Source organism: Pseudonocardia sp. N23 (genome assembly GCF_002583555.1).
Lineage (GTDB): Bacteria > Actinomycetota > Actinomycetes > Mycobacteriales > Pseudonocardiaceae > Pseudonocardia.
The window spans coordinates 34,656-60,655 of the sequence record NZ_BEGX01000029.1; the positions used below are offsets into that span (position 1 = coordinate 34,656).

Genomic DNA, 26,000 nt, shown 5'->3' on the forward strand with positions numbered 1-26,000 from the left:
GCCCGGCTGCCCCACCGGGTTCTACAGCGTGTAGTGCGTGTGTGGCGGCGCCCACCGGTCAGGCCGGCGGTTCGGCTGCGACCCGCAGGAGCAGCGGGATCAGGTCGCTGGGCTGCACGCGCGTCAGGAACACCGCGGCGACCCTGTGCTGCCGGTCGAGCACGATCGTCGACGGGACCGTGTTGCGCGGGTAGCCCGAGAGCGCGGCGAGGGTCCTGCCGGGCGGATCGAAGATCGACTGGTACTTCAGTCCCCGGTCGGTGACGAAGTCGGTGGCCGCGGCTCGGTCGTCGCGCACGTCGATGCCGAGCATGTCGACGCCCTGCGGACCGGTCTGCTCCAGCGCGAACTCCAGGTCAGGCGCCTCCGCGCGGCACGGCCCGCACCACGACCCCCAGATGTTGACGACGAGCACCTTGCCCTCGTAGTCGTCGGTGCCGATCGTCGTGCCCGGCTTGAGCAGGCTGTCGCCGTTCAGCGGGGGCAGCGCACTGCGGGAGGACGGCGGGTCGTAGAGGATCGTCGTCTTCCCGCCGGGCGCCACGAACTGGAACTCCTGGCCGGTGACGACGGCGTCCTTGCCGGTGGTGCCGCAACCGGCGAGGACGAGGACCGCGAGCAGCGCCGCGACCGCGGGGAGGAGCCGTCTCATGCGCCGGTCACGGTGGGGTCGCTCGACCCGGCGGGCTCGCTGTAGTGCAGGCCGCTGAGCTCCTGGCCGGTGAACTCCAGCGTCGTCAGCGACGCGAGCGCACACTGCCGGCGACGCGGGTCGTGCCAGAGCCGCTTGCCCTGCAGGTAGCGGCGCAACGTCCAGATGGGCAGCTGATGGGACACGCACACCGCCTCGCGGCCCTCGGCGAGCTCGCGGGCGTGGTGCGCCGCGCCGAGCATGCGGTGCGCGATGCGCAGGTACGGCTCGCCCCACGACGGGGTGAAGGGGTCGCGCATCAGCGGCCAGTTCGCGGGCCGGCGCAGCGCCCCGTCGCCGACGCCGAACGTCGTGCCCTCGAACCGGTTCTCCGACTCGATGAGCCCGTCCTCGGTGACGATCTCGACCCCGTGCGCCGCGGCGATCGGCGCCGCAGTCTCCTGCGCCCGCAGCAGCGGGGAGGCGACGACGACGGCGATGTCGTTGTCCACCAGCGTCTTCGCGACGGTCTCGGCCTGCTCACGACCGCGCTCGGACAGGTGGTAGCCGGGGAGCCGCCCGTAGAGGATCCCCTCGGGGTTGTGCACCTCGCCGTGGCGCAGCATGTGCACGAGCGTCCGCACCCCGGTGGTCATGCGGCGGCCGCCGCCGCGGCCGCGGCGGGCAGGGCGTCGGCGATGACGGCGAACGCGTCGTCGTCGAGGGCCGCGGAGACGAACCAGGCCTCGAACGCGCTCGGCGGCGGGTAGACGCCGCGTTCGAGCAGGGCGTGGAAGAACGGCGCGAACCGGTGGGTCTGCGCGGCCTTGGCGCCGGCGTAGTCGATGACGAGGTCCTCGCTGAAGAACACCGACAGCAGGTTGCCCGCGTACTGCACGCGGTGGGTGACCCCGGCGGCGGCGAGCGCGTCGGTGATCAGGCCGCCGAGGCGGCGGGAGTTGGCGTCGAGCGCGCGGTAGACGTCGGCGTCGGCGAGCCGCAGCGTCGCCAGCCCGGCCGCGACGGCCACCGGGTTCCCCGACAGGGTGCCCGCCTGGTACACCGGCCCGGCGGGGGCGAGGTGGGACATGTGCTCGCGGGAGCCGCCGAACGCCGCCGCGGGCAGCCCGCCCGACATGACCTTGCCGAACGTGTACAGGTCGCCCGCGACGCCGTCGATGCCGTGCCAGCCCGACGCGCTCACCCGGAAACCCGTCATGACCTCGTCCATGATCAGCAGCGCGCCGTGCTCGCGGGTGATCTCACGCAGGCCCTCGTTGAACCCGGCGACCGGCGCGACCGCGCCCATGTTGCCCGCGGCGGGCTCGGTGATCACGCACGCGATCTCGGGCCCGCGGGCGGCGAACACCGCGCGGACCGCATCGATGTCGTTGTAGGGCACGACGACCGTGTCGGCCGCCTGCGCACCGGTGACGCCCGGGCTCGTCGGCAGGCCGAGCGTCGCGACGCCGGAGCCCGCTTCGGCGAGCAGCGCGTCGACATGGCCGTGGTAGCAGCCCGCGAACTTGACGATCACCGTGCGGCCGGTGATGCCCCGGGCCAGCCGGATGGCGCTCATCGTGGCCTCGGTGCCGGAGTTGACCAGCCGCACCTGCTCGACGGGGCCGACCCGTCCGATGATCTCCTCGGCCAGCTCGATCTCGGCCGGCGTGGGCGCGCCGAACGACAGCCCGCCCGCCGCCGCGGCCTGCACGGCGTCGACGACCTGCGGGTGCGCGTGGCCCAGGATCATCGGACCCCACGACGACACGAGGTCGACGTAGCGGTTGCCGTCGGCGTCGGTCAGCCAGGGGCCGGTGGCGGAGACCATGAACCGCGGGGTCCCGCCGACCGCGTTGAACGCCCGCACCGGCGAGTTGACCCCGCCGGGGATGGCGGCGCCCGCCCGCTCGAACAGCTGGGCCGAGACCTCGGATACCTGCGCGGCGTGCGTCGACGAGCTCACGACCTCCAGTCTGGCAGCCGCCCGCGTCCCGTGCGGGCGGCCCCCTCCCGGATCAGCGTCGTCGTGACCGGTACCACGCCGACGCGTTGCCGACGAACAGCAGGATCACCCCGATGATCGAGAGCACGAGCGGGCCGAAGCCGATCAGCAGCGACAGCGGGTCGGACGAGACGGTGAGGCTCACGTTCTGGCTGCCCGCCCCCACGAACAGGACCACGAGCCCACCGACCACGACCAGCGTGTACAGCACGACGAGCGCCGTGATCGAGATCCGGCCACCGTTCTTCCCGAGGAAAGCGGCGACGGCCAGCGCGATGTGGATCAGCGCGAACACGATGAACACGACGCCCACGACCAGCGCGATCTGGGCGAGATTGATCCCGACCTGCTGCAGCTTCGCGAGGTCGTCGGTCGAGATCCGCGACGTGATCTGGTTGCTCGCCACCGCGATGACGACGCCGCCCGCCAGGTAGGGCAGCGCGCTGATCACGAGCAGGATCATCCCGATCCACACCGGCACGGGACGCTTCACGTCACGCGCCGGCTCCTCGCCCCCGCCGCCGTAGGCCGGTCCGGCGTCGGCGTACGGGTTGTAGATGTTGTAGCCCTGCTGCTGCCCGTACTGCGGCTGGCCGCCGTAGGGCTGCTGGCCGTACTGCTCGCTGTACCGGGGCGGCTGCTGGCCGTACTGGCCGTACTGCTGCTGCTCCTGGCCCGGCGGCGTCCACGGCTGCGGCTGGCCGTACTGCGGCTGCCCGCCGTAGGGCTGCTGGGGGTACTGCGGCTGCGGGTACTGCTGCCCGACGTACTGCTGCTGGTCCCAGCCGCCCGCCGCGTGCCGGCCGCCGCCCTCGTGGGTCGGGCCGGGCGCGGGACGGTCGTCGGCCCCGGAGTCGCCGTCCTTGCGCAGGTCGGGGCCGGGCTCCTGGTCGTTCTGACGCTGGTAGCTGCCCGGGAGGTAGCCCGTCGGCTTGTCCTCGCCGCGGTCGGGCGGAGTGCTCACATCGCCCACCGTATGACCGACCGGGAACGCTGTCCACGAACCCCCCGCCCCGGACGGTGCCGGGGCGGGGACGCGGACACGGAAGCGCGGACGCTCACGGCCAGCGGCGGTGGTGGATGTCCTCGGACATGCGCACGACCGCGTAGTAGAACTCCAGGGTCACCCGGAACAGGATCAGGTAGAACAGCGCGACGACGGCACCCAGCACCAGGGCGAGGATGCCGCCCAGCAGGCCGTTGCCGATGAAGCCGGTGACGATCGCCGCCAGCCAACCGAGCCCGATCACCACCATGCCGATGATGTAGAGCACCTTCACCACGACCGGCGTCGCGAAGAAGTTGAAGTCGAAGTCGAACAGGGCGCCGACGAAGTTCTTGCCCGGGGGCAGCCCTGCCGACGGGCCTGCCGGTCCGCCAGGTCCACCGGGGCCGCCGTACCCGGGAGGCGGGCCGCCGTAGCCCGGCGGCGGGCCGGTGGGTGCGCCGTAGCCGGGGCCGCCGGCCGGCGGCTGCTGGGCCTGCTGGCCCCAGTTCTGGGCGGCGCTGGAACCGGTGCCGTAGTCCGGGGCGGCGTTGTACTGGGTGGGCTGGTCCTGCCAGCTCTCCGGGGGCGGAGGCTGCTGGCCCTGGTTCTCGGGGTGGCCCGGGTCCTGGCTCATGTGGCTCCCATCACGAACGGATTCGTCGGATCGGTGCCTGATCATGCCGCCATCACGTGCGTCCGGCCGGATGAAACGGACGCCCGCCCGGGTGACGCGAGCGCCCCGGTCCGCCGACGACCAACCCCCCGGACGTGTCACCGGCGCGACCGGCCCGCGCTCGTCACACGTTCACGACCGCCCCCGACGGCGAACGTGTCGCGGCGCGGGCCCGCTGCGCTCGTCACACGCTCGGCGCGGAGCGCGTTCGGGCTCGTCCGGACACGACACGGCCCCTGCACCGTGAGGGTGCCGGGGCCGCGAGGCAGGAGCGGACGGGCCTACTGGGACTTGATGACGATCGTGTTGGCCCACTTGTCGTGCAGCGCCCGGCGCAGCGGCACCTCGGTGATGACGAAGATGCCGTCGATGAGCGTGAAGATGCCGACGGCCAGCGAGATGATCGTGTAGCTGCCGACGTCGAGGAACGCCAGCAGACCCGTCAGCGCGAAGACACCCGGGTAGATGGCGGACCGCTTCATCAGCGTCGCCTGGGTGGGCTTGCTGCCGTCGGGCGCGACCAGGCGGGTCTTCATGACCATCTTGCCGAGGGTCTGACCGTTGCGGGAGTGCATCAGGAAGTCGTAGACCGCGTAGAGCAGACCCGAGAGGACCCCGGCGATGACGACGATGATGACCGCGCCGCCGTAGCTGTACGAGCCACCGATGCTCGCGCTCGAGATCGCACTGGAGATCGCGATCGAGACGGCGATGCTCATGATGATGCCGGCGACGACGCCATAGATGATGTTGTCGATGATGCGGCCGACGAGCCGCTCCCACCACTCGGGGATGGGTCCGGGCGCACCCGGCGGCACCGGCTTCTGCTGCCCGTAGCCGGGCTGCGCGCCGTAGGGCTGCTGACCGTACGGTTGCTGTCCGTAACCGGGCTGACCGTAACCAGGCTGGCCGTAGCCGGGCTGGCCGTAGGGCTGCTGCGGCTGCTGCGGGTACCCGGGCTGCTGGTAGGGCTGCTGCTGGTAGCCGCCCTGCTGGGGGTAGCCCGGCTGTTGGTAGCCGGGAGGCGGGTAGCCACCCTGCTGCGGATCCCCCTGACCGGGGGGGCGGACCGTAGCCCGGGGCGGGCTGACCCTGCCACTGAGGGTCGGAGGGTGACGTCATGCGCCGAAAGGTATGCAGACGCCCGATCCCTGTCCAGATGCCTGCACGAACCGTGACGTCGAACGTCAGTTCTCACCCAGCCGAGCGGCGATTTCCGTCGCCCAGTACGTGAGGACGATGTCGGCGCCCGCTCGTCGTATTCCGGTGACGGTTTCGAGGACGGCGCGGTCGCGGTCGATCCAGCCGTTGGCGGCGGCGGCCTCGATCATCGCGTACTCCCCCGACACCTGGTAGGCCGCGACGGGGACGTCGGCGACATCGGCGACCGACCGCAGGACGTCGAGGTAGGCCATGGCGGGCTTGACCATCACCATGTCGGCGCCCTCCTCGAGGTCGAGGGCGAGCTCGCGCATCGCCTCGCGGAGGTTGGCGCCGTCCTGCTGGTAGGTCTTGCGGTCGCCCTTGAGCTGGGAGTCGACGGCCTCGCGGAACGGGCCGTAGAACGCCGAGGCGTACTTGGCGGTGTAGGCGAGGATGCCGGTGTCGGCGAACCCGGCGTCGTCGAGCGCCTCGCGCAGGACGCCGACCTGGCCGTCCATCATCCCGCTGGGTCCGAGCAGGTCGGCGCCGGACCCGGCCTGGGCGACACCCATCTCGGCGTAGACGGCGAGGGTGGCGTCGTTGTCGACGCGGCCGCTGTCGTCGAGGACGCCGCAGTGGCCGTGGTCGGTGAACTCGTCGAGGCAGGTGTCGGCCATCAGCACCGTGTCGTCGCCGACCTCGGCCTTCACCTCGCGCAGGGCGACGTTGAGGACGCCGTCGGGGTCGGTCCCGGCGCTCCCGCGGGCGTCGCGGACCGCGGGCACGCCGAACAGCATCAGCCCGCCGACGCCCGCCGCCACGGCCTCGGCGGCGGCCTTGCGCAGCGAGTCGCGGGTGTGCTGGACGACCCCGGGCATCGACGCGATCGGCACCGGCTCGGTCGCGTCCTCCTTGACGAACATCGGGAGGACGAGGTGGCGCGGGGTGAGGTCGGTCTCGGCGACGAGCCGGCGCATCGCGGGGGTCGTGCGGAGCCGGCGCGGACGCTGCGCGGGGAAACCCATCACCCGAGCCTACGACCGCCCGCAGACGCCCGAGCACGCCCCCGACCCGGCCCGGCACACGCGGGCCCCTGCTCGCTGAACCCCACGTGCGCGGACCCCGGGACACCGGGCAGGACGCCCCGGGAACGACCGCGGGCGGCCACCCCCGGAGGGAGTGGCCGCCCGCGGACGGTGACGACGGGTCAGCGCCTGCGCGCCTTGGCCTTCTTCGGCGGCGGCAGGGCACCCTCGGCGCGCAGCTTGGCGGCGTGCGCGGCCAGGGCGTCGACCAGCGACGGGACCAGCGCGTGCTCGGGCTGCACGTCGACACGCAGTCCGAACTCGCGGGCGGTCTCGGCGGTGGCCGGGCCGATGCAGGCCACCAGCGTGCGGGCGTGTGGCTTGCCCGCGATGCCCACCAGGTTCCGGACGGTCGACGACGAGGTGAAACACACCGCGTCGAAGCCGCCGGTCTTGATGGCCTCGCGGATCGGCGCGGGCGGCGGGGCCGCCCGGACGGTCCGGTAGGCGGTGACGTCGTCGATCTCCCAGCCGCGGTCGCGCAGACCGGCGGCGAGGGTCTCGGTGGCGATGTCGGCCCGCGGGAGCAGGACCCGGTCGACCGGGTCGAGCACGTCGTCGTACGGCGGGAAGATCTCCAGCAGGCCCTCGGAGGTGGACTGCTGGGACTCGTCGATGTCCGGCACGATCTCCGGGACGATGCCGAACGCGCGGACCTTTGCCGCGGTCGCGGCGCCGACGCAGGCGATCTTGACGCCGGAGAACGCGCGGGCGTCGAGACCGAACTCGGCGAACTTCTCCCAGACCGCACGCACCGCGTTGGTCGAGGTGAAGACGACCCACTGGTAGCGGCCGTCGACGAGGCCCTTGACGGCGCGCTCCATCTGGGTGGGCGAGCGGGGAGGCTCCACCGCGATGGTGGGGACCTCCTCCGGGATCGCACCGTGCACGCGCAGCCGGTCGCTCATGGCGCCCGCCTGGTCCTTCGTGCGCGGGACGAGGACGCGCCACCCGTAGAGGGCGCGCGACTCCCACCACGACAGCTCGGCGCGCTCGGCGGCCTCCACCCCGATCGACAGCACCAGCGGGCCCTCGAGGTCGCCGGCCTCGCCCGCCATGGCGGCGAGCGTGGAGTCGACGGTCCGCTGGGTGTTGCGCGTGCCACCGGCGGTGACGGCGACGCGGGTGTCGGCGGGCACGCCCTGGTCGGTCAGCCCGACGGCGACCTCGGACAGGTGCGCGGCCGTGGCGTGCAGCACGAGCGGTCCGGGGACCGACGCGATGCGCGCCCAGTCGACGCCCGCACGCACGTCGGCCTCGACGTGGCCGGAGCCGAGCGGGACACCCGCGTAGGCGGGGACCGCGGTGCCGGCGGGGACGCCGGGCACGACGTCGAAGGGGATGCCGGCGTCGGCGACGGCCCTGGCTTCGGCGATGACCGCGTCGGTGGTCAGCGGGTCCCCGCTGACCAGCCGGATCACGGCCCGGCCCGCGCCCGCCTCGGTGACGAGGTCGGCCGCGACGTCGGCGGGCTGGCCGACGGCGGGACGCACCTCCGCACCGTCGGCGATGAGTGCGGTGATCTCCTCCGGCACGTCGGGGTCGGCGACGACGAGCGGCGCCGCCGCGATGGCGTCACGCGCCCGTACGGTCAGCAGCCCGGGGTCGCCCGGGCCGCTGCCCACGAAAGCGATCCGGCCGGGGGTTGGTGTGGCCTTTGTCATTCGGAACTCCCGATCCAGCGGTTCTCCTGGCGCCCGGCCGTTCCCGGCAACGTGTCGGCGCCCATGTCGAGCAGCTCGGCGGCGAGTGCCGCACCGAGCTTCTCGGCGTCGTCGATCTCTCCCTGGACGGAGGCGCGCAGGAGCTCGCCGTCCGCCGTGCCGACCACCGCTCGGAGCGACAGCCGGTCCACCACCCGTCCTGCGTCATCGATGTCGGAGACGACGTCGGCCAGCGCACCGATCGGTGCGCTGCAGCCGGCCTCGAGGGTTGCGAGGACGGCGCGCTCGGCGGTGACGGCCGCACGGGCGGCCGGGTCGTCGAGCAGTGCGGTGAGCATGGTTGCGAGCTCGTGCTCGGTACTGCCGAGCTCGCCGGCCCGGCATTCCACCGCCAGCGCGCCCTGGGCGGGCGCGGGCAGCATCTGCACGGGTTCGAGCAGTTCGGTGGCCTCGTCGATGCGACCGAGGCGGCGCAGTCCGGCGGCGGCGACGACGACGCCGTCGAGCTCGCCGGAGCGGACCTTGCCGATCCGGGTGTCGACGTTGCCGCGGATCGCGACGACCTCCAGGCCGAGGCCGAGGGCGTCGAGCTGGACGGTGCGGCGCGGGGACCCGGTGCCGATGCGCGATCCGGACGACAGCTCACCGAGGACCTTGCCGTCGCGGGCAACGAGGGCGTCGCGGGGGTCCTCGCGGCCGGGGACGGCGACGAGGACGAGCCGGGGGTCGGGCGCGGTCGGCAGGTCCTTGTAGGAGTGGATCGCGATGTCGACCTCGCCCGTGGCGACTGCGTCGCGCACGGCGGAGACGAACACCCCGACGCCCAGCTCGGCGACGGGAGCGCTGGAGCGGTCGCCCGGTGTGGACACGGGGACGAGCTCGACGGTGTGCCCGGCGGCCCGCAGCCGGTCGGCGATCAGTCCGGACTGGGCCATCGCGAGCGCGCTGGGCCGGGTGCCGATGCGCAGCACCCCGGAGGTGGCGGCGGTCATCGGGTCGCCTCCTCGTCGGCGCGGGGCTCGCGGAGCTCGACGCCGAGCGCGGCGACGACGTCGTCGCCCGGGCGGGCGGACGTGCCGGTCACGCCGGGGGTGGCGACGGCCGCGGTGGTCTGCGGGTCGAGCTCGAACAGCAGCCGCAGCGCCTGGGCGTAGCTGTCGCCGTCGGGGCCTTCCGCGAGGCGCTTGACCTGCACCGTCGGCGTGTGGAGGAGCTTGTCGACGACGCGGCGCACCGAGCGGACGAACTCGTCGCGGACGGCGGGGTCGATGTCGGGCAGCCGGGAGTCCAGGCGCAGCAGCTCGGCGTCGACGACCTCGGAGGCGCGGCGGCGCAGTGCGGTGACGGTCGGGGTGACCTCGGCGGAGCGCTGCGAGGCGAGGTAGGACTGCGCCTCGTCGGCGACGATGGTGCGGGCCGCGGCCACGACGTCGGCGTCGGCGGTGTCGACCCGGTCGGTGAGGCGGCGCTGCAGCGTCTCCAGGTCGACGACGGTGACGCCGGGGACGTCGACGACGGCCGGGTCGACGTCGCGGGGCAGCCCGAGGTCGCAGACGACGAGTGGCGCACCGGTGGTGGCGCGGGCGGCGGCGACGGGTTCGCGGCCGACGACGATGCCGACGGAGCCGGTGCAGGTGACGAGGACGTCGGCGTCGGCCAGCTCGACGGGCAGCAGGTCGAGGGTGCCCGCGCGGGCGGGGGTGCCGGCCTCGGAGGTCTTGGCGGCCAAGCGTTCGGCGCGATCCACCGAGCGGTTGAGGACGACGACCTCGCCGGCCCCGGCGCGGCGCAGGTGCGCAGCGGCCAGCGCTCCCATGGCACCGGCGCCGACGACGACGGCCTTGGTCCCGTGGAGGTCCCCGGGTTCGCGGCCGAGACTGCGGGAGGCGTCGGCGAGGGCCTCGGAGACGACCGAGGCTCCTGCGGCGTCGATCCCGGTGCTCGCGTGGACCCGCTTGCCGACGCGCAGCGCCTGCTGCGACAGCTCGTGCAGGACGCGGCCGACGGACCCGGTCTCGTCGGCGACCGCGTAGGCGGACCGCAGCTGGCCGAGGATCTGGGACTCGCCGACGACCATCGAGTCGAGCCCGGCCGACACCGAGAACAGGTGCTGCACGGCCGACGCCGCGTAGTGCACGTAGAGGTGGTCGGTGAGGTCGGTCAGCGGGAGCCCGGAGTGGCGGGCGAGGACACCGGAGACGTCGGTGAGGCCGCCGTGGAAGGCGTCGACGACGGCGTAGATCTCGATCCGGTTGCACGTGGTGAGCAGCACGACCTCGCTGACGTGCTCGGCACGCAGCATCTCGTCGAGCAGCTTGGGCACGTCGTCGGGCCCGACCGTCGCCTCTTCGAGGAGGGCGACGGGCGCGGTCCGGTGGGACATACCCACGACCAGCACACTCACCTCTATGACACCGCCGATCCGTTGACCGCCCCGTGGCCGTTGGTGGCCACCGGGCTGTTCGGGACGGCCGCGAGGTGACCGGCGGCCGCTCCGTCGAGCGAGGCCCGTACCGTGTCCTCGGCCGTACGGCGCCGGGCGACGTGGAAGGCCAGGACCTGCAGCTCGACGGCCAGGTCGACCTTGCGTACCTCGACCTGCGGCGGGACCTGCAGGACCACGGGGGCGAAGTTGAGGATGCACCGCACGCCGGCGGAGACCAGCTGGTCGCACACCGACTGCGCGGCAGGGCCGGGCGTCGCCACCAGGCCGATCGTCACACCTCGCTCGATGCACACCCGCGCGATGTCGCGGACGTGGTCGACGAGGATGCCGTTGATGTGGATCCCGACGAGGTCGGGGTCGATGTCGAACAACGCGGTGACGGGGAAGCCGCGGCCGCCGAAGCCGCCGTACCCGGCGAGCGCGTGGCCGAGGTTGCCGATACCGACGACCGCGACGGTCTGCGGCTCGTCGAGCCCGAGGGTGCGTTCGATCTGGTGGTGCAGGGAGCGGACCTCGTAGCCGACGCCACGGATGCCGTAGGAGCCGATGTAGGAGAGGTCCTTGCGCAGCTTCGCCGAGTTGACCCCGCTCGCGGTGGCCAGCTCCTCGCTCGACACGGTGTCCGCGCCCTGTTCGGCGAGCTCGCCGAGCATGCGCAGGTACACCGCGAGCCGGGCGACGGTGGCCTCCGGGATGGCGCGCACGACGGGTGCGGCGGCCGCGGGGGCGGCGCCGTCGACAGGGCCCGTGCCGTTCGCACCGGACTGTGGGTCACCGGCGTGCGGCGGCAACGTCACGCTGGGTTCTCCTCGAATTCACCCGGTCCCACGTTCGGCGACCGGCTCCGGCTCGCCGAGCCCAGCACGGGAGACCCGGATTCCCGGGACCGGCGGGCGGCGATGTCGACACGGTAGCCGCTTGTGAAGGCCCGCACAAAGTTGCGATCTTGGTCGATGACGTGCTCATCCGTGCGGTTCACGGGACCGACCGGTGGGCGTGCCTGGAGCGCCGCTCACCGCCCGTGTCCGGGTCGTTCCGCTGTGGGGGACGACCCGACGTGACCTGGCTCGCACCGGCCGACGACGATCGGCGCGACCGCGACGGGCGGCGTCACGACGCGGGCGTCAGCACCTTGTCGATCACGAAGACGGTGGCGTTGGCGGTGGGGATGTTCCCGCAGAGGACGGTGGCGACGTCCCCCTTGCCGTCGGTGACGGTCGGGTCCTGCGGGGTGCCGCCGATCGTCAGCACGCCACCCGTGAGCTCGCCGCTGGTGCGGGCCGCGACGAGCGTCGCGGCGTCGTGACGGGTGCCGGCGACGTGGTACTGCAGCAACGCACCGAGCTTGTTCGGGTCGGCCAGCAGGGCGTCGTACGCGGCCGCGCCCAGCTGCCCCCGCAACGCGACGAACGCGGTGTCGGCCGGCGCGAACACCGTCAGGCCCGGCTGGGCGTCGAGGCTGTCGCCGAGCCCGGGGACCGTGCCGATGGCGGCGGCCAGCGTGGTGAGCAGCGGGTTGGTCGCCGCCGCCGCGACGACGCGCAGCGGACCCATGGCGGTCGGCGACCCGGGGGCGCTGCCCTGCGGCAGCTGCGAGCACCCCGGGCCGAAGACGTCGGCGGTCGTGGTGACGCCGTCGCTCACCGGCGCGGGCACCGAGCTGGGGGCCGCCGTCGAGGACGCGGGCGGCGGACCCGTCCCGGTCGAGGGGGACGTGCCGGTGCAGGCGGCGAGCGCGACCGTCAGGGTGGCCGTGACGGCGACGGCGGCGATCCGGGTGGGCGTGCGCACCGGGACCATTCTCCCCGGCCGTCCGGAGGCCGCGTCCGCCGCGGGGCCTCAGCGCACCGTGAAGATCGTCGCCGGCCAGCCGGTGGCCCCGTCGGGGACCGGGTCGGCGCGCCGCTCCACCTGGGTCTCGCCGTCGGCGTCGGTGGCCCGGCACTGCACGGTGTGGCTGCCCGCGGCCAGGTCGAAGGTCGTCCGCCACATCCGCCACGTGCTGCCCGACACCTCGGTGGCCAGCTCCGCGACCTGCCACGGGCCGCCGTCGACGTGCACCTCGACCTTCGAGACACCGCGCGGCTGCGACCACGCGAGCCCCGCGACGGTCACCCGGCCGGCGGGGACCGTGCCGCGGGGCAGGTCGATGCGCGCCTCGGTCTTGATCGGGGCCTCCTGCGCCCAGCCGTTGCGCAGCCAGTAGGACTGTCGCGCGGAGAACGTCGTCAGCTCCATGTCGGTGATCCACTTGGTGGCCGAGACGAAGCCGTAGAGCCCCGGCACTACCATCCGCACGGGGAAGCCGTGCTCCGGAGGCAGCGGCTCGCCGTTCATCGCGATCGCGAGCATGGCGTCGCGGTCGGCCTCCATGACCACCTCGGTCGGGGTGCCCGCGGTCCAGCCGTCGTTGCTCGTCGTGAAGATCTGCTCGGCGCCGCGCGCGACACCCGTCTCGGCGAGCAGGTCACGCAGCGGCACCCCGACGAACGTGGCCGTCGAGATCAGGGAGCCGCCGACCTCGTTGGAGACGCACGCCAGCGTGACGGTCTTCTCGATCATCGGCCGGGCCAGCAGGTCGTCGAAACGCAGCGTCCGCTCGGCGCCGACCATCCCGTGGATGCGCAGCGACCAGTCCGCGGCCCGTTGCGCGGGGATCCGCAGCGCCGTGTCGATCCGGTAGAAGTCGCGGTTCGAGGTGAGGAACGGTGTCGTCCCCAGCTCGGCGGCCCAGTCGACCCCGGGCGGGACGGCAGGCGCGCGGCGCACCACGTCCAGCCCGGCCAGCCGGGCGGCGACCTGTGCCCGCGACTCCTCGATGCCGCCCGACAGGGCGATCCCGCCGGCGCCGGCCGCGAGCGCGCCCAGCCCGACCGCGGCCGAGGTGCCGACCAGCACGTGCCGCCGCGACACCCGGCCCGGGGGCGTCCCCGGCACCGGCCGCGCCGGGGCGGCCGCGGCCAGGGCGAGCTCGTGCAGCGTGCGGAAGACCAGCACGCCCGCAGCGACCGACACGGCCGGCGCGACGATGTCCAGCGGCGAGAAGGTCGGCGCCACCGTGACGGCGGCCAGGCCCAGCACGCCCAGGACCACGATCGTCACGACGCCCGCGCGCGGTGTCCGGCGCGACGCCAGGCCCGCGGCGACAGCGGCGACCACCAGCACGACGGCCATCCCCGCGAGCAGGACCGGCTTGTCGGAGGTGCCGAACGCCGACTTCGCGAACTCGACGACCGGCTGCGGCGACAGCCGGATCGCCACGTCGCCGACCGCCACGTACGGCGACGACGCCGGCGACACGAGACCGGCGACGAGGTGCCCGGCCCCGACGGCGGCGCCGACGGACAGCACGCCCAGCAGCGCCGCGAGCGCCCGCGGGATCACCGTCGGCGCTGTCGTCGTCACGACAGGTCGTCCGGGCGCGGGGTGACCCGCGGTTCGACGCGCCGGGACCGCCCCATGCCGGTCAGCCGAGCGCGGCGCGCAGCGCGGGCTCGTCGACCTTCCACGTCGTGTGCTCGGCGCCGTCGACCATGACCACCGGGATGCGGTCGCCGAACTCGGCACGCAGCTCCGCGTCCCCGTCGACGTCGACGGCCGACCAGGCGACGCCGAGCTCGTCGCAGATCCGCGCGACGTCGGCCTCGGCCCGCTCGCACGCCGAGCAGTTCACCCGCGTCAGCACCGTCACCCGCGCGTCGGTCATCAGTGCACCTTCTCCATGTAGGGGTGGGAGTCGCGCGCGGTGGTCCGCGCGCCCGGATCAGAGTCTGCGCCGGGCGACCTTGCCGGTCGGTGTCCGGGGCAGGGCGTCGACGAACTCCACGACGGCGGGCACCTTGAACCGGGCGAGCCGCGCCCGGCAGTGCGCGACGACGTCGTCCTCGGTGAGCTCCGCGTCCCCGGCCCGGACGACGACGGCCTTGACCGCCTCGCCGCTGCGGTCGTCGGGGACGCCGACGACCGCAGCCTCCGCCACCGTGTCCAGCTCGGCGAGGACCTGCTCGACCTCACGCGGGTAGACGTTGAAGCCGTTGACGATCACCAGGTCCGACGAGCGGTCGACGAGATGGAGGTCGCCGTCGGCGTCGAGGTAACCGACGTCGGCGGTGCGGAACCACCCGTCGGCGTCGGGGCCGCCGTGCCCGTCGGGCCAGTATCCGGAGAAGAGGTGGGGGCCGCGGGTGGCGACGAGTCCGGTGTCCTCGTCGTCGGAACCGTCCTCCATCTCCTGCTCGGCGTCCTCGGGGGTGGCACGACCCGAGATCGGGACGCCCTCGATGTCGACGAGGCGCAGCTCCACCCCGGGCAACGGCGCGCCCACGGACCCCGGCTTCGCGCGCCCGCCGACGAGCGCGCTGGTCAGCACGGGCCCGCACTCGCTGAGGCCGTAGCCCTCGTACAGGTCGAGCCCGGTCGCCTCGCGGAACGCGGCGAGCCACTCGCGGGGCAGCGGCGCGCCGCCCGAGGTGCACAGCCGCACCCCGGCGAACGCGTCGCGCAGCCGGTCGGCGGGCAGGTCGAGCAGCGCCCGGTACATCGACGGCACCCCGCCGACGACGCTGATCCGCTCGTCGGCCAGCAGCGCCGTCGACTGCTCGGGGTCGAACCGCCGGGTGAGGACGACCGTCGCGCCGGCGTGGCAGACCTGCAGCAGGCCCGCCGCCAGCCCGAAGACGTGGAACAGCGGCAGGGACAGCAGGACACGGTCGACGGGTGTGACCGGCGCGGGGCGGACGGCCCCCTGCTGCACCCGGTTCGCGAGCAGCGCCCGGTGCGACAGCATCACTCCACGCGGCGTCCCGGTGGTCCCGGACGTGTAGACGACGAGCGCGATCGCCTCGCCGCCGTGCCCCGTCTCCGGACCGTCCGCGACACGCTCGACACCCTTGCCGCTCACCGATCGTTCGCGACCGCTGCGCGCACCTCCCGCCGACGACACGTCGGGCGGCGCGAGCGACACGATCGTCGAGCGACCGTTGATCGACTCCGCGATGCGGCCATCCGAGGCCGCCACGACCACGCTCGGTGAGCAACTGGTGAGCACTGCGTCGAGCTCTCGCGGAACCGACCGGGGTGCGACGGGCACCGCGACGGCGTCGATGCGCAGCGCCCCGAACAGCGCGACGCACAGCGGCGCGCCGTTGTCGAGGGCGATGACGACACGGTCCCCGGGGCCCGCTCCGGCGGTGCGCAGGCGGTCGGCCTCGTCGTCCACGGCGGCGTCGAACTCGGCCCAGGTCAGCGACGTCCCCGCCGACACGTCGACGATCGCCGTCGCGTCCGGGGTCCGGCGCGCCGCCCGCCGGACGAGATCGGCGAGGTGCGTCGGGGCATCGGCCCCGCCCGCTGCGAAGGCCTCGTCCTGCTGGCTCTGCACGGCGGTTCTCCCTCGGTCTCGGGACGGTCGGAACAAGCCCCGGCGAGTGTGGCACGGGTGGCCACCGGGTCCCTCCCGGAACGGCGCAAGAGGCGACACCCAGAGTGACCATCACCACTCGACGAGGCGAGAACCGTTCACCGTAAGTAGTCGTCCGCTCACCGGATACCGGCGTGGGCGACCGGCGATGCGCCGTTGGGGGGCCCTCGATCGGTCGTATGCTCCGCCGCTACAAACGACTCAACGCCGGACCGAACGGTTCGACGCGAAGACTCACCCGAGGGAGTGGCATGCAGCTCGTCACCAGCGCACCGCCGGCCTCAACGCCGAGCACTGCCTGGGGGTCCGCTGCGGCCGGTGAGGCGCGCAGCGCCTCATGACCCGTTCGATGCGACCGCCGCGGCTCGTCCGCGCGGACCCGGTCGGCCCCCCGGCCGCCACGGTCCCCGCGCCCTCCGTCCCGCGGCCGACCGAGCCGGACCCGGCCGGGTGCCCCGACACCCGGCCTGCCGGCGGCCCGGCCCCCATGCCCGTCCAGCGACCCGGGGACGCCCCGGCACCGCAGGGCGGCGGCGCCGGACCGGGACGCACCGTCCCGGGCGACACGACCCGGCACCCCGGGCCCGACGCCCACCCGTCGACGCAGCGGGAGGAACCTCACGTGACGGCAGCCGCCGAGCTCCTCGAACCCGACGAGGACGGCGAGGGCTCGTGGGCGTTGGTGAAGGCCAGCCAGAACGGCGACACCGCGGCGTTCGGCCGCCTCTACGAGCGCTACCACGACGTCGTGTTCCGCTACATCGTGTATCGGATGGGTGATCGCGGAACCGCCGAGGACCTGACTCACGAGACGTTCCTGCGGGCACTGCGGCGCATCAACTCCGTCACCTATCAGGGTCGCGACATCGGGGCCTGGTTCGTGACGATCGCTCGCAACCTCGTGTTCGACCAGGTCAAGTCGAGCCGCTACCGCCTCGAGTCGACGACCGACAACATCGTCGACATCGCGCCCCCCACCACAGAGGGCCCCGAGCAGCTCGTCCTCGAGGGCGCCACCCGCGACGCCCTGCTCCGCGCCATCGACATGCTCAACCCCGACCAGCGCGAATGCATCATCCTGCGCTTCCTCAACGGCCTCTCCGTCGCGGAGACCGCGGTGAAGATGGACCGCAACGAAGGTGCGGTGAAAGCCCTCCAGCACCGGGCCGTGAAACGGCTCGCGCAGCTGATGCCGGACGGTGTCCGATGACACCCTCGCCGGTGGCGCGCCATATCGCCGACGCGCCTCCCGTTGTTACAGGTTCGGCGAGTGACCCCCTCGATGCGGTGAACGGTCTGAGCGACGTAACCACCTGCGCTTCCGCTCGTTGTGCTTGTCAACGTCGGGAAAGCGCAGCGATGTGCGACAGCGCAGGGATGCAGTGAGGACGGCCAACATGCCCGCCGGTCAGGGCAAGGACCCACAGCGGTACGCCGCATGGGGAGAGTCGGGGTCACCCCTCGGCCCACCCATGGACGACGAGTTGGAGCACGAGCTGGCGCTGGCCGCCGCGCTCGACCGCAGCCTGCCGTCGCTCTCCCCCACGGCCGACGAGTCCGCGCGGATGAAGGCCCGGATGGAGGCCATGCTCGCGCAGCTCGGCAACGGCCCCTCTGGCCCGCCGCCGGGTGCTCGTCCCGGGCCGCCACGGGCGGCCGCGCCGACGCCGTTCCCCGGAGCGTTCCCGGAGGCCGACACCGAACGCACGATGCGCTTCGAACGCATCCGTGACGACGCCCCCGCCCCGCGTGGCGCGGCGTCCTCCGGGGTTCCGGCCCGCGACGCCGCCGACCTGGTGGCCGACCTGGCCGCCGACGGCATCGTCGAGGACTCCGCGGACCACGCCGCCGGCACCGCCGACACCGCCGGTGCCGTGCAGGCCGAGACGGTCGACGCCCGCGCCGGCCACGCCCCCGGCGTCGCGCGCCGCCGCCGGGCCCGCCACACCCTTCCCCGCGGCTACCACGACCGGCCGGAGAACGCGAGCGGGTCGACCCGGCCCGCGCGGCCCTCGGGCCGCAAGCGGATCTCCATCGTCGCCGGCGCGGCACTGTTCGTGATGGTCGCGCTGACCGGTGGCGGCATGCTCGTCAGCCAGAACGCGCTCCCGGGCGACTCGCTCTACGGCGTCAAACGCGCCGCCGAGTCGTTCGGCTCGGTGTTCGCCTTCGGCTCCGACGCCAAGGCCCGCCGTCAGCTCGACATGGCGTCGGCCCGGCTCACCGAGATCGAGCAGCTCGCCGCCCGCGGCAGCAGCGACCCGGCCGTCCTCGCCTCCGCGATCGACGACTTCGACAACGCCACCAGTGAGGGCTCCCGGCTCGTGCTCACCGGCGCGGAGGGCTCCAGTGCCTCCGGCCTCGGGGACCTGCACACCTGGGCCACCCAGTCCTCGGCCCGGTGGTCGTCGCTGAAGGCGGCGCTGCCCGAGCCCGACGACGCCGACCGGTCGATCGCACTCCTCGACCGGGTCGCCGACCGCTCCGCACAGATGCAGACACGGATGTCGTGCGGCGACGTGTCCGACGGCTCCGACGACCTCGGCCCGATCCCGGCGAGCGGGGTGTGCACCCCGCGCACCGAGTCCAACGGGTCCGCGAACGGCTCGTCCCAGTCGGCCCGCGCCGGCTCGTCGCAGACGCAGAGCAACAGCGGCTCGACCCCGCAGACCGCGAGCGCCACGCCGGAGTCGGGCGCCGTCACCACCGAGAACGGTGGCAACGGGCTCCTGCCCGAACTGGGCACCGACGGCCTGCCGCTGGCGAATCCGTCGGCGTCCTCCGGCGGTCAGGGCGACGGCAGCGCGAGCACCACGACGTCGGCACCCGCACAGCGCGGGCTGCTTCCGCCCATCACGCTGCCGCCGCTGCTGCCCGGGACCTCGGGCATCACCCTCGGCGGCTGATCGGGCCCGCCCCCTCCCGCGGGCCGTCCAGCCACCCCCGTCCAGGCACGAACGTCCGGCGAGGCCGTCGCGAACTCCGCGGCGGCCTCGCCGCATACCGGACGTCCTGTGCAGGCTCGTGCCGCGGCCGGTGATCGGCCCGGCCACACGTCGCGACCGGCCGACGACGCTACGCTGAGCACTGACCGTCCATGCCGCGACCCGGAGGCGCACGAGTGGTTGCACAGCCTGACGCCGAGGTGGACGGCGGTCGGCCGGAGGTGGCCGGGATCGCCGAGTCGCACGCCGTGATCGACCGGGTCACCGCGCTCGATCCCGCCCGGCGCGCCGGGGAGGCCGCCGCGGCGGCCGCCGTCGCCGCCGGCACCGATCCCGATCTCGACACCCCCACGACCGACCTCACCGCGGCCGCGTTCTTCGACGTCGACAACACGATGATGGTCGGCGCGTCGATCTTCCACTTCGCCCGCGGGCTCGCCGCCCGCAAGTTCTTCACCACCTCCGACCTGCTCGGCTTCGCCTGGCAACAGGTGAAGTTCCGGGTCGGCGGCCGCGAGACCGACGTGTCCGGCCACCGCGACACCGCGCTGTCGTTCGTCGCCGGGCGGCCCGTCGCCGAGGTCATCTCACTCGGTGAGGAGATCTACGACGAGCTGATGGCCGACCGCATCTGGTCCGGCACCCGCGCGCTCGCCCAGATGCACCTCGACGCCGGGCAGCGCGTCTGGCTGGTCACCGCCACCCCCGTCGAGCTCGCGCTGATCATCGCGCGCCGTCTCGGCCTCACCGGCGCACTCGGGACGGTCGCCGAGAGCGTCGACGGCCACTACACGGGTCGGCTCGTCGGCGAGATCCTGCACGGCCCCGCGAAGGCCCACGCGATCCGCGCCCTCGCCGTCTCCGAGGGGCTCGACCTGCGGCGCTGCAGCGCGTACTCCGACTCCGTCAACGACGTGCCGATGCTCTCGGCCGTCGGTACCGCCGTCGCCGTCAACCCCGACTCCGAGCTGCGCGACACGGCCAAGGAGCGCGGCTGGCAGATCCGCGACTTCCGCACCGGTCGCAAGGCCGCGCGGATCGGGGTGCCGTCGGTGCTGGGGGCGGGCGCCGTCGCCGGGGCGATCGCGGCGGGCGTGGCCTACCGCAAACGCTGACCGGAGCCGCGCCGATCAGCCGAGGAACGCGTTGCGCCGCTGCGAGAGCAGCCGGTACAGCGTGTGCTGGATGGTCTCCCGGACCTGGTCGGTCAGGTTGAACACCAGCATCGGGTCGTCGGCGTCGGCCGGGTCGTAGGCGTCCGTGCGGATCGGCTCCCCGAACTCGATGTACCACTTCGACGGCAACGGCACCGCCCCCAGTGGCCCGAGCAACGGGAACGTCGGCGTCACCGGGAAGTAGGGCGCGCCGAACAGCCGCGCCAACGGCTTGATGTCGCCGATCTTCGGATAGATCTCCTCCGCGCCCACGATCGAGCACGGGATGATGGGCACGCCCGTCCTCAGCGCTGCCGACACGAAGCCGCCGCGACCGAACCGCTGCAGCTTGTACCGGTCGCGGAACGGCTTGCCGATCCCTTTGAACCCCTCCGGCCACACGCCCACCAGCTCGCCCGACGACAGCAGCCGCTCGGCGTCCGGGCTGCAGGCCAGGGTCGCACCCTGCTTGCGGGTCAACGCCCCGACGACGGGCAGCCGGAACACCAGGTCGGCGCCCAGCATGCGCATGTGCCGCCGTGCCGGGTGGTCGTCGTGCAGCGCGACCGCCGTCATCAGCGAGTCCAGGGGCAGCGTGCCCGAGTGGTTGGCCACCACCAGCGCGCCTCCGACGTCCGGCACGTTGTGCATGCCGATCGTCTCGACCCGGAACCACGACCGGTACAGCGGGCGCAGCGCCGGGATCAGCACGTTGTCGGTGAGGTCGGGGTCGAAGCCGAACTCGTCGACGGTGTACTCGCCGTCGAGACGGCGGCGCAGGAACGCGAACAGCCGCTCGACCGCCTCCTCCGCCGCCGAGGGGCCCTCGTCCGGTTCGCCTCCGCTGGGGTGGGCCGCCATCGCCTCCTCGACCGTCGCCGACGGCTCCGTGGCGTTGCGCGCTCGCCGTGCCTGGGTGCGCAGCGGGATGACCCGGGCCCCGCTGCCGGCGTCAGGGACGGGCGGCCGGGCGTCGGGACGCTCCGCCGCGTCGTCGGCGGGCGCGCTGCGCGCCCGCCGGGTCCGGCTCCTGTCGTCGGCCACGTTCCCGCTTCCCGCTCGCGTCCCTCCGGTCGCGTGGCTGTTGCCCCGCGCCCGTCCCGCAGTGCTGTTCCCCGCAGCCACCTTCGGCACACGGCCGGTCCCACCGGCGTCCACCGGGTTCGACGTGGGGCCGCCTCGATCATGGTCGGGAGCAGTCCCCCGCCGGGCTCGGCGCTCGGTCTTCTGCTCGACGCCACCGGCACGGGCCCTGCTCGCCCGCGGGGGCGGACCGGGCCGGCGGCGCTCGCCGGTGGGCTCGGCGTCCGCGGGGGTGCGGGGCGGCGGCACGTCGTCGCTCATCCGAGAGCCTTCACCGCGGCCAGCGCACCACGCTCGACGGCGTCGACCCAGCCGTCGCCCACCACGGGCCGCAGCGCGCGGCCGCGGACGTAGTCGTCGAAGGCCTGGGTCGTGGTCCAGCGCGGCGTGAAGCCGAACTCCTCGCGCAACCGCCGGGTGTCGACGACCCGGCCGAAGTTGAGGAACCGCATCTGTTCCGGGGAGAAGTCGACGATGCGGGCCGACCGGAACAGCTTGCCCACCGGTCCGACCGCGGGCTGCGGCACCGGCAGCGGGACCCGGCCCGCGCGGCGGATCGCCTGCGACAGCAGCAGCACCCCGTCGGCGGCGACGTTGAAGACGCCGGGCAGCTTCTCGGTGGCCGCGCGCTGCAGGACGACCAGCGCGTCCTCCTCGTGCACCAGCTGCACACGGGCGTCGTAGCCCAGGACCGTCGGGATCACCGGCAGCGCGAAGTACCGGGTCAGGACGGTCTCGATCCGCGGGCCGATGAAGTTGGCGAAGCGCAGGACCGTGACGTCGACGTCGGGGCGGCGGCGGGCGAACCCGCGCAGGTAGCCCTCGATCTCGGCGGCGTCCTTGCCGTAGCCGCCCGAGGACATCTCCTTCGGCGTCATGGCCTCGTCGAACAGTGCCGGGTCACGTGAGCTCGAGCCGTAGACGGCCGTCGTCGACTTGAGAACGACGCGCGTCACCGACGTGGCCTTCTGGCACGCGGCGAGCAGCTGCATCGTCCCGATGACGTTCATCTCCTTCATCGCCGTGCGCCCGCCGACGCGGGCCGGGCCCGCCGAGACGGACGCGTGCACGACCGTGCTCACGGAGGTACCGGAGATGACCTTGGAGATGAGCGGGTTACGGATGTCCGCGCGGACGAACTCGGCGCGGCCCATGCGGCGCAACAGATCTCGGGGCGGCGGGACCGTGTCCACGCCGAGCACCCTGTCGATCGAGGGATCCGCGGCCAGCCGGGCGGCGAGATGCCCACCCAGGAAGCCACTCACACCAGTGACCAGAACGACGGAAGGTGCCACGGGGCCTCACAGAAAGCATTCGGAGAGCCCCGATGCTAGACCCACCCGGCTGACTCGGGGGGAGCACTCAGGAAAAGGCTGCGTGACGGACGGGAACCGACCCGTCACCGGCCGCCCGGGAACCGGGCGACCGGCGGGAGGTCACTTACCGAGCTTGCGACGCTGGACGCGGGTCTTGCGCAGCAGCTTGCGGTGCTTCTTCTTCGACATACGCTTGCGGCGCTTCTTGATGACCGAGCCCATACGGGTTCCTTCCTGATACGACGTGCGGGGTGCACTGCGCGACGCCCAATGAGTTCCCTGGGGCCACGCCAGCCTGGCGTACCGGGGCACGCCGACATCGAGACGACCCGGAGGGCCGACGACGCTTGACGGTCATCGTACCTGCCGGGGTCCGGGGGGCGGTGCGCCGGTCGAGGCCGGTGGGTGGTTAGCCCGCGTCGAAGTACGCGGAGCGCAGGTACTCCTCCACGGCGCGTTTGGGCACGCGGAAGGACCTGCCGACCCTGGCGGCCGGGAGCTCACCACCGTGGACCAACCGGTACACGGTCATCTTCGACACGCGCATCATGGCAGCGACCTCGGCGACGGTCAGGAACTGCACCTGGGCCAGGTTGAGCTGCTCGGGCTGCTCGGACGGCATCCGAACACCGCCTTCCGCTCGCGCACCGTCCGTGGAGGGGACGATGTACACCTGTGAGGATAGCGGTGCCGTTGTGACTGCCCCGACAGGGATGCCACCCGGGCGTGGCCTCAAGGCCCCACGTCAGGGTGACCGACGGTCCGCCGATCGGGTCAACGCTGCTGCACCGTGCGTCCCAGCTCCACCGATCGGTCCCGCGCGGCCTCGATCGCGTCGATCAACGCGGCCCGCACACCGTGCCGTTCCAGCTCGCGGATCGCGGCGATCGTCGTGCCCGCGGGCGAGGTCACGGCCTCGCGGAGCAGGACCGGGTGGTCGTCGGACTCACGCAGCATCGTCGCCGCGCCGAAGGCCGACTGGACGATGAGGTCGGCCGCCACCGTGCGCGGCAGGCCGAGCAGGATGCCGGCGTCGATCATCGCCTCGACGAGGTAGAAGAAGTAGGCCGGGCCCGATCCCGACAGGGCGGTCACCGCGTCCTGCTGCGACTCCGGGACGCTGACGACGCGCCCCACCGCCCCGAGCATCTCCTCGGCCAGCGCCAGGTGCTCGGCGGTGGCGTGCGCCCCGCCGGAGACCGCACTCATGGCCTCCCCCACCAGCATCGGGGTGTTGGGCATGACCCGCACGACCGGCGTCCCGTCGGGCAGGCCGCCCTCGAACAGCGCCGTCGGCAGGCCCGCGCACAGCGAGACGACCAGCGCACCGGGCCGCAATGATCCCTTGAGCGAGGCAAGGACCGGCGCGATGTCCTGCGGCTTCACGGCCACGACCACGACGTCGGAGCCCGCCGCGGCCTCCTCGACGCCCAGCGAGGCGATCCCGAGCCGCTCGACGAGCTCGGCCGACCGTCCCGGGTGCCGTTCGGAGAACGCCAGGTCCGACGCGGGTCGGCCCGCCGCCAGCAGCCCGGCGAGCAACGCCTCGCCGATCTTCCCCGCCCCCAGCACCGCGATCCGTGTCATGGGAGAACCGTAACCGGACGACCCGCGCGGGCGCCGCCCACTTCCCCGCGTCGGTCAGCGCGGGAGCGGGGCCAGTGCGAGCTGGCGGGCCTGGCAGACCAGCCGGCCCGACTCGTCGACGACGCGGGTGTCCTCGTCGAACCACGTCCCGGCGACGGCGTGCGACTCCGACTCGCACCGCAGCCACCCCGGCGAGGGCCGCCCCCGCAGCAGCGCGGTGAGCTGCACCGTGGGCGCCCAGCCGACGTCACCGCCGAGGTTGAACACCGTCGGCGGCAGGATGTCGCCGGCCAGCAGCGCGAACAGCACGTCGGGTTCCTCGCCGAGCGGGCGCACCCACCCGCGCATCCTGGCGTCGCCGGTGTCGCCCCTGGCGAAGGGCATGTCAGCGGGGTCGAACCGCATCGCACAGGCCTTGGCCAGGGTGCGGCCCGGCCCGCGCTGGGCGCTCGGGTCGAGTGCGGTCCCGGTGGGCAGGGCGGGCATCGAGGTCAGGCCGGGGGTGACCCAGCGCGGCGCGTCGTCGGGGAGCCGCCCCGTGGTCACCGACGCCGAGAGCATCACGCGGTCGTCCTGGTGCAGCCGGGCCGAGCAGACCGACGCGGTGCGGCCCAGCTTCACGACCTCGGTGCGGACCTCCACCGGGCCGGGATCGGGGGCACGGAGGAAGTCGGCCGCGACGACCAACGGCTCGGCGGGCGGGGCACCGGCGTCGGCCTGCGCGGCGTCGACCCGGTGCTGCACGACCGCCGTCAGCAGCGCCAGCATCAGCCCACCGTGCACCTTGCCGCCCGCGGCGTTCCACACCCCGCCCAGTGTGGCCCGGTAGGTGTCGTCGGCAGCTCGCTCGAACGCCAGGGCCTCGGAGAACGGCCGCGCGGTCGCTCGGGTGGACGCGGTCACCGGCGGCCCGCCAGTGCGCGCAGGAAGAAGCCGACGTTGGCCGGTCGCTCCGCGAGTCGTCGCATGAGATAGCCGTACCACTGTGTCCCGTACGGGACGTATACGCGCACGGTGTGACCTTCGCCCGCCAGGCGCCGCTGCTCGTCGGGGCGGACCCCGTACAACATCTGGAACTCGACGGTCCGCGGGTCGCGGCCGGTGGCGCGCAGGCGTTCGGTGAGGGGGCCGATCAGCGCCGGGTCGTGGGTGGCGAACATCGGCAGACCGGCCCCGTCGAGCAGGACGCCCGCGCAGCGCGCGAAGCTCGCCCGCACCTCTCCCGCCACGGCGTGGGCGGCCGACTCCGGTTCGGCGTAGGCGCCCTTGCACAACCGCACCCGCGACCCCGCGCCGGCCAGCGCCCGGCAGTCGTCCTCGGTGCGGCGCAGCTGGGCCTGCAGCACCGCCCCCACCCACGGCCACGTCTCGCGCAGCGTGGCGACGACGCGCAACGTCGAGTCCGTCGTCGTGTGGTCCTCCGCGTCGACGGTGACGGTCGTCCCGGCCTCCGCGGCCGCGGCGCAGATCGAGGCGGCGTGGTCCGCCGCGATGCGCTCACCGTCGGCGCCGAGTGCCTGGCCGAGCGCGCTGAGCTTGACACTGACCTCGACCCGGTCGGCCAGCCCCGCGTCGGCGAGCGCGGCGACGACCTCGCGGTAGGCGTCGACGACCCGGCCCGCCTCGGCGGCGTCGGTGACGTCCTCACCGAGGTGGTCGAGGCTCACCACGCACCCGGCGCCGGCCAGTTCGGTGGCGACGCGCAGCGCGTCGGCGGTCGTCTCCCCCGCGACGAACCTGTCGACGACGGCTCGGGTGGGGCGGGCCGCGGTGATCGTCGTGCGGAGCCGGTCGCTCCGGGCGGCGGCGAGGATCGCCGAGCGCAGGGGGTTCACGCGGTCACCGTATGCCCGGTGACCAC

General features: G+C 73.7%; 25 protein-coding genes. 3 read left to right on the forward strand and 22 right to left on the reverse strand.

What is annotated here, in order from left to right; translation table 11 throughout:
- Positions 1-58: 58 nt before the first annotated feature.
- The 15 genes from TOK_RS09325 to TOK_RS09395 all read right to left on the reverse strand — a co-directional run bounded on the left by TOK_RS09325 (position 59) and on the right by TOK_RS09395 (position 16,015).
- Positions 59-652 carry a TlpA disulfide reductase family protein gene (locus TOK_RS09325; protein WP_098957411.1) on the reverse strand — a complete coding sequence of 198 codons (594 nt, stop codon included), beginning with the start codon at positions 650-652 and terminating at the stop codon, positions 59-61.
- On the reverse strand, positions 649-1,287 hold the full coding sequence (locus tag TOK_RS09330; RefSeq protein WP_098957412.1) for a histidine phosphatase family protein: 639 nt from the start codon (positions 1,285-1,287) through the stop codon (positions 649-651). Before TOK_RS09330 ends, TOK_RS09325 begins: the two co-directional genes overlap by 4 nt.
- Positions 1,284-2,597 (reverse strand): glutamate-1-semialdehyde 2,1-aminomutase, encoded by a 1,314-nt coding sequence (gene hemL, locus TOK_RS09335; protein WP_172457501.1) that lies wholly within the window; start codon positions 2,595-2,597, stop codon positions 1,284-1,286. The genes TOK_RS09330 and hemL overlap by 4 nt, the downstream gene beginning before the upstream one ends.
- A gap of 52 nt (positions 2,598-2,649) precedes the next feature.
- A complete protein-coding gene (locus TOK_RS31585; RefSeq protein WP_141566326.1) occupies positions 2,650-3,600 on the reverse strand; it encodes a hypothetical protein in 951 nt (316 codons plus the stop codon).
- Between the two features lie 94 nt (positions 3,601-3,694).
- Positions 3,695-4,258, reverse strand: coding sequence for a DUF4282 domain-containing protein (locus TOK_RS09345; protein ID WP_098957414.1), 564 nt, complete (start codon positions 4,256-4,258; stop codon positions 3,695-3,697).
- Positions 4,259-4,578: 320 nt separating this feature from the next.
- Positions 4,579-5,115: an RDD family protein gene (locus TOK_RS09350; RefSeq protein WP_098957415.1), complete on the reverse strand. Its 537-nt coding sequence runs from the start codon at positions 5,113-5,115 to the stop codon at positions 4,579-4,581.
- Between the two features lie 369 nt (positions 5,116-5,484).
- Positions 5,485-6,465, reverse strand: coding sequence for a porphobilinogen synthase (gene hemB, locus TOK_RS09355; RefSeq protein WP_098957416.1), 981 nt, complete (start codon positions 6,463-6,465; stop codon positions 5,485-5,487).
- Positions 6,466-6,647: 182 nt separating this feature from the next.
- Positions 6,648-8,189, reverse strand: coding sequence for a bifunctional uroporphyrinogen-III C-methyltransferase/uroporphyrinogen-III synthase (locus tag TOK_RS09360; protein ID WP_098957417.1), 1,542 nt, complete (start codon positions 8,187-8,189; stop codon positions 6,648-6,650).
- On the reverse strand, positions 8,186-9,181 hold the full coding sequence (gene hemC, locus TOK_RS09365; RefSeq protein ID WP_098957418.1) for a hydroxymethylbilane synthase: 996 nt from the start codon (positions 9,179-9,181) through the stop codon (positions 8,186-8,188). The genes TOK_RS09360 and hemC overlap by 4 nt, the downstream gene beginning before the upstream one ends.
- Complete coding sequence (locus TOK_RS09370) at positions 9,178-10,593, reverse strand: glutamyl-tRNA reductase (RefSeq protein WP_098957419.1); 1,416 nt, start codon at positions 10,591-10,593, stop codon at positions 9,178-9,180. Before TOK_RS09370 ends, hemC begins: the two co-directional genes overlap by 4 nt.
- Before the next feature lie 2 nt (positions 10,594-10,595).
- Positions 10,596-11,432 carry a redox-sensing transcriptional repressor Rex gene (locus TOK_RS09375; protein ID WP_098957420.1) on the reverse strand — a complete coding sequence of 279 codons (837 nt, stop codon included), beginning with the start codon at positions 11,430-11,432 and terminating at the stop codon, positions 10,596-10,598.
- A 313-nt stretch (positions 11,433-11,745) separates the two neighbouring features.
- Positions 11,746-12,435, reverse strand: coding sequence for a fasciclin domain-containing protein (locus TOK_RS09380; protein WP_098957421.1), 690 nt, complete (start codon positions 12,433-12,435; stop codon positions 11,746-11,748).
- A gap of 39 nt (positions 12,436-12,474) precedes the next feature.
- Entirely contained in the window at positions 12,475-14,040 is a 1,566-nt protein-coding gene (locus TOK_RS09385) for a molybdopterin-dependent oxidoreductase (RefSeq protein ID WP_253258278.1), read from the reverse strand.
- A gap of 61 nt (positions 14,041-14,101) precedes the next feature.
- Positions 14,102-14,341 (reverse strand): glutaredoxin family protein, encoded by a 240-nt coding sequence (locus TOK_RS09390; protein ID WP_098957422.1) that lies wholly within the window; start codon positions 14,339-14,341, stop codon positions 14,102-14,104.
- A gap of 57 nt (positions 14,342-14,398) precedes the next feature.
- Positions 14,399-16,015 (reverse strand): AMP-binding protein, encoded by a 1,617-nt coding sequence (locus TOK_RS09395; RefSeq protein ID WP_098957423.1) that lies wholly within the window; start codon positions 16,013-16,015, stop codon positions 14,399-14,401.
- 661 nt (positions 16,016-16,676) lie between these two features.
- On the opposite strand from TOK_RS09395, the gene TOK_RS09400 reads away from it, so the two are divergent.
- The 3 genes from TOK_RS09400 (at position 16,677) to TOK_RS09410 (ending at position 20,114) form a co-directional block, all read left to right on the forward strand.
- Positions 16,677-17,264, forward strand: coding sequence for a sigma-70 family RNA polymerase sigma factor (locus TOK_RS09400; RefSeq protein WP_098957600.1), 588 nt, complete (start codon positions 16,677-16,679; stop codon positions 17,262-17,264).
- A 187-nt stretch (positions 17,265-17,451) separates the two neighbouring features.
- The gene (locus TOK_RS09405) at positions 17,452-18,960 is read left to right on the forward strand and encodes a DUF5667 domain-containing protein (RefSeq protein ID WP_141566327.1); all 1,509 of its coding nucleotides are present in this window, start codon (positions 17,452-17,454) and stop codon (positions 18,958-18,960) included.
- Positions 18,961-19,175: 215 nt separating this feature from the next.
- The gene (locus tag TOK_RS09410) at positions 19,176-20,114 is read left to right on the forward strand and encodes an HAD family phosphatase (protein WP_253258279.1); all 939 of its coding nucleotides are present in this window, start codon (positions 19,176-19,178) and stop codon (positions 20,112-20,114) included.
- Positions 20,115-20,129: 15 nt separating this feature from the next.
- Here TOK_RS09410 and TOK_RS09415 read toward each other — a convergent pair whose 3' ends face one another.
- The 7 genes from TOK_RS09415 to TOK_RS09445 form a co-directional block, all read right to left on the reverse strand.
- Positions 20,130-21,197, reverse strand: coding sequence for a lysophospholipid acyltransferase family protein (locus tag TOK_RS09415; RefSeq protein ID WP_253258280.1), 1,068 nt, complete (start codon positions 21,195-21,197; stop codon positions 20,130-20,132).
- A gap of 296 nt (positions 21,198-21,493) precedes the next feature.
- Positions 21,494-22,531 carry an NAD-dependent epimerase/dehydratase family protein gene (locus TOK_RS09420; protein WP_098957425.1) on the reverse strand — a complete coding sequence of 346 codons (1,038 nt, stop codon included), beginning with the start codon at positions 22,529-22,531 and terminating at the stop codon, positions 21,494-21,496.
- 141 nt (positions 22,532-22,672) lie between these two features.
- Positions 22,673-22,774, reverse strand: coding sequence for a 30S ribosomal protein bS22 (locus TOK_RS09425; RefSeq protein ID WP_010241351.1), 102 nt, complete (start codon positions 22,772-22,774; stop codon positions 22,673-22,675).
- Between the two features lie 187 nt (positions 22,775-22,961).
- A complete protein-coding gene (locus tag TOK_RS09430; RefSeq protein ID WP_013677658.1) occupies positions 22,962-23,174 on the reverse strand; it encodes a helix-turn-helix domain-containing protein in 213 nt (70 codons plus the stop codon).
- A 152-nt stretch (positions 23,175-23,326) separates the two neighbouring features.
- Positions 23,327-24,139 carry a pyrroline-5-carboxylate reductase gene (proC, locus tag TOK_RS09435; RefSeq protein ID WP_098957426.1) on the reverse strand — a complete coding sequence of 271 codons (813 nt, stop codon included), beginning with the start codon at positions 24,137-24,139 and terminating at the stop codon, positions 23,327-23,329.
- A 54-nt stretch (positions 24,140-24,193) separates the two neighbouring features.
- Complete coding sequence (locus TOK_RS09440) at positions 24,194-25,042, reverse strand: thioesterase family protein (protein WP_098957427.1); 849 nt, start codon at positions 25,040-25,042, stop codon at positions 24,194-24,196.
- Positions 25,039-25,974 carry a proline dehydrogenase family protein gene (locus TOK_RS09445; RefSeq protein ID WP_098957428.1) on the reverse strand — a complete coding sequence of 312 codons (936 nt, stop codon included), beginning with the start codon at positions 25,972-25,974 and terminating at the stop codon, positions 25,039-25,041. The genes TOK_RS09440 and TOK_RS09445 overlap by 4 nt, the downstream gene beginning before the upstream one ends.
- Positions 25,975-26,000: the final 26 nt, after the last annotated feature.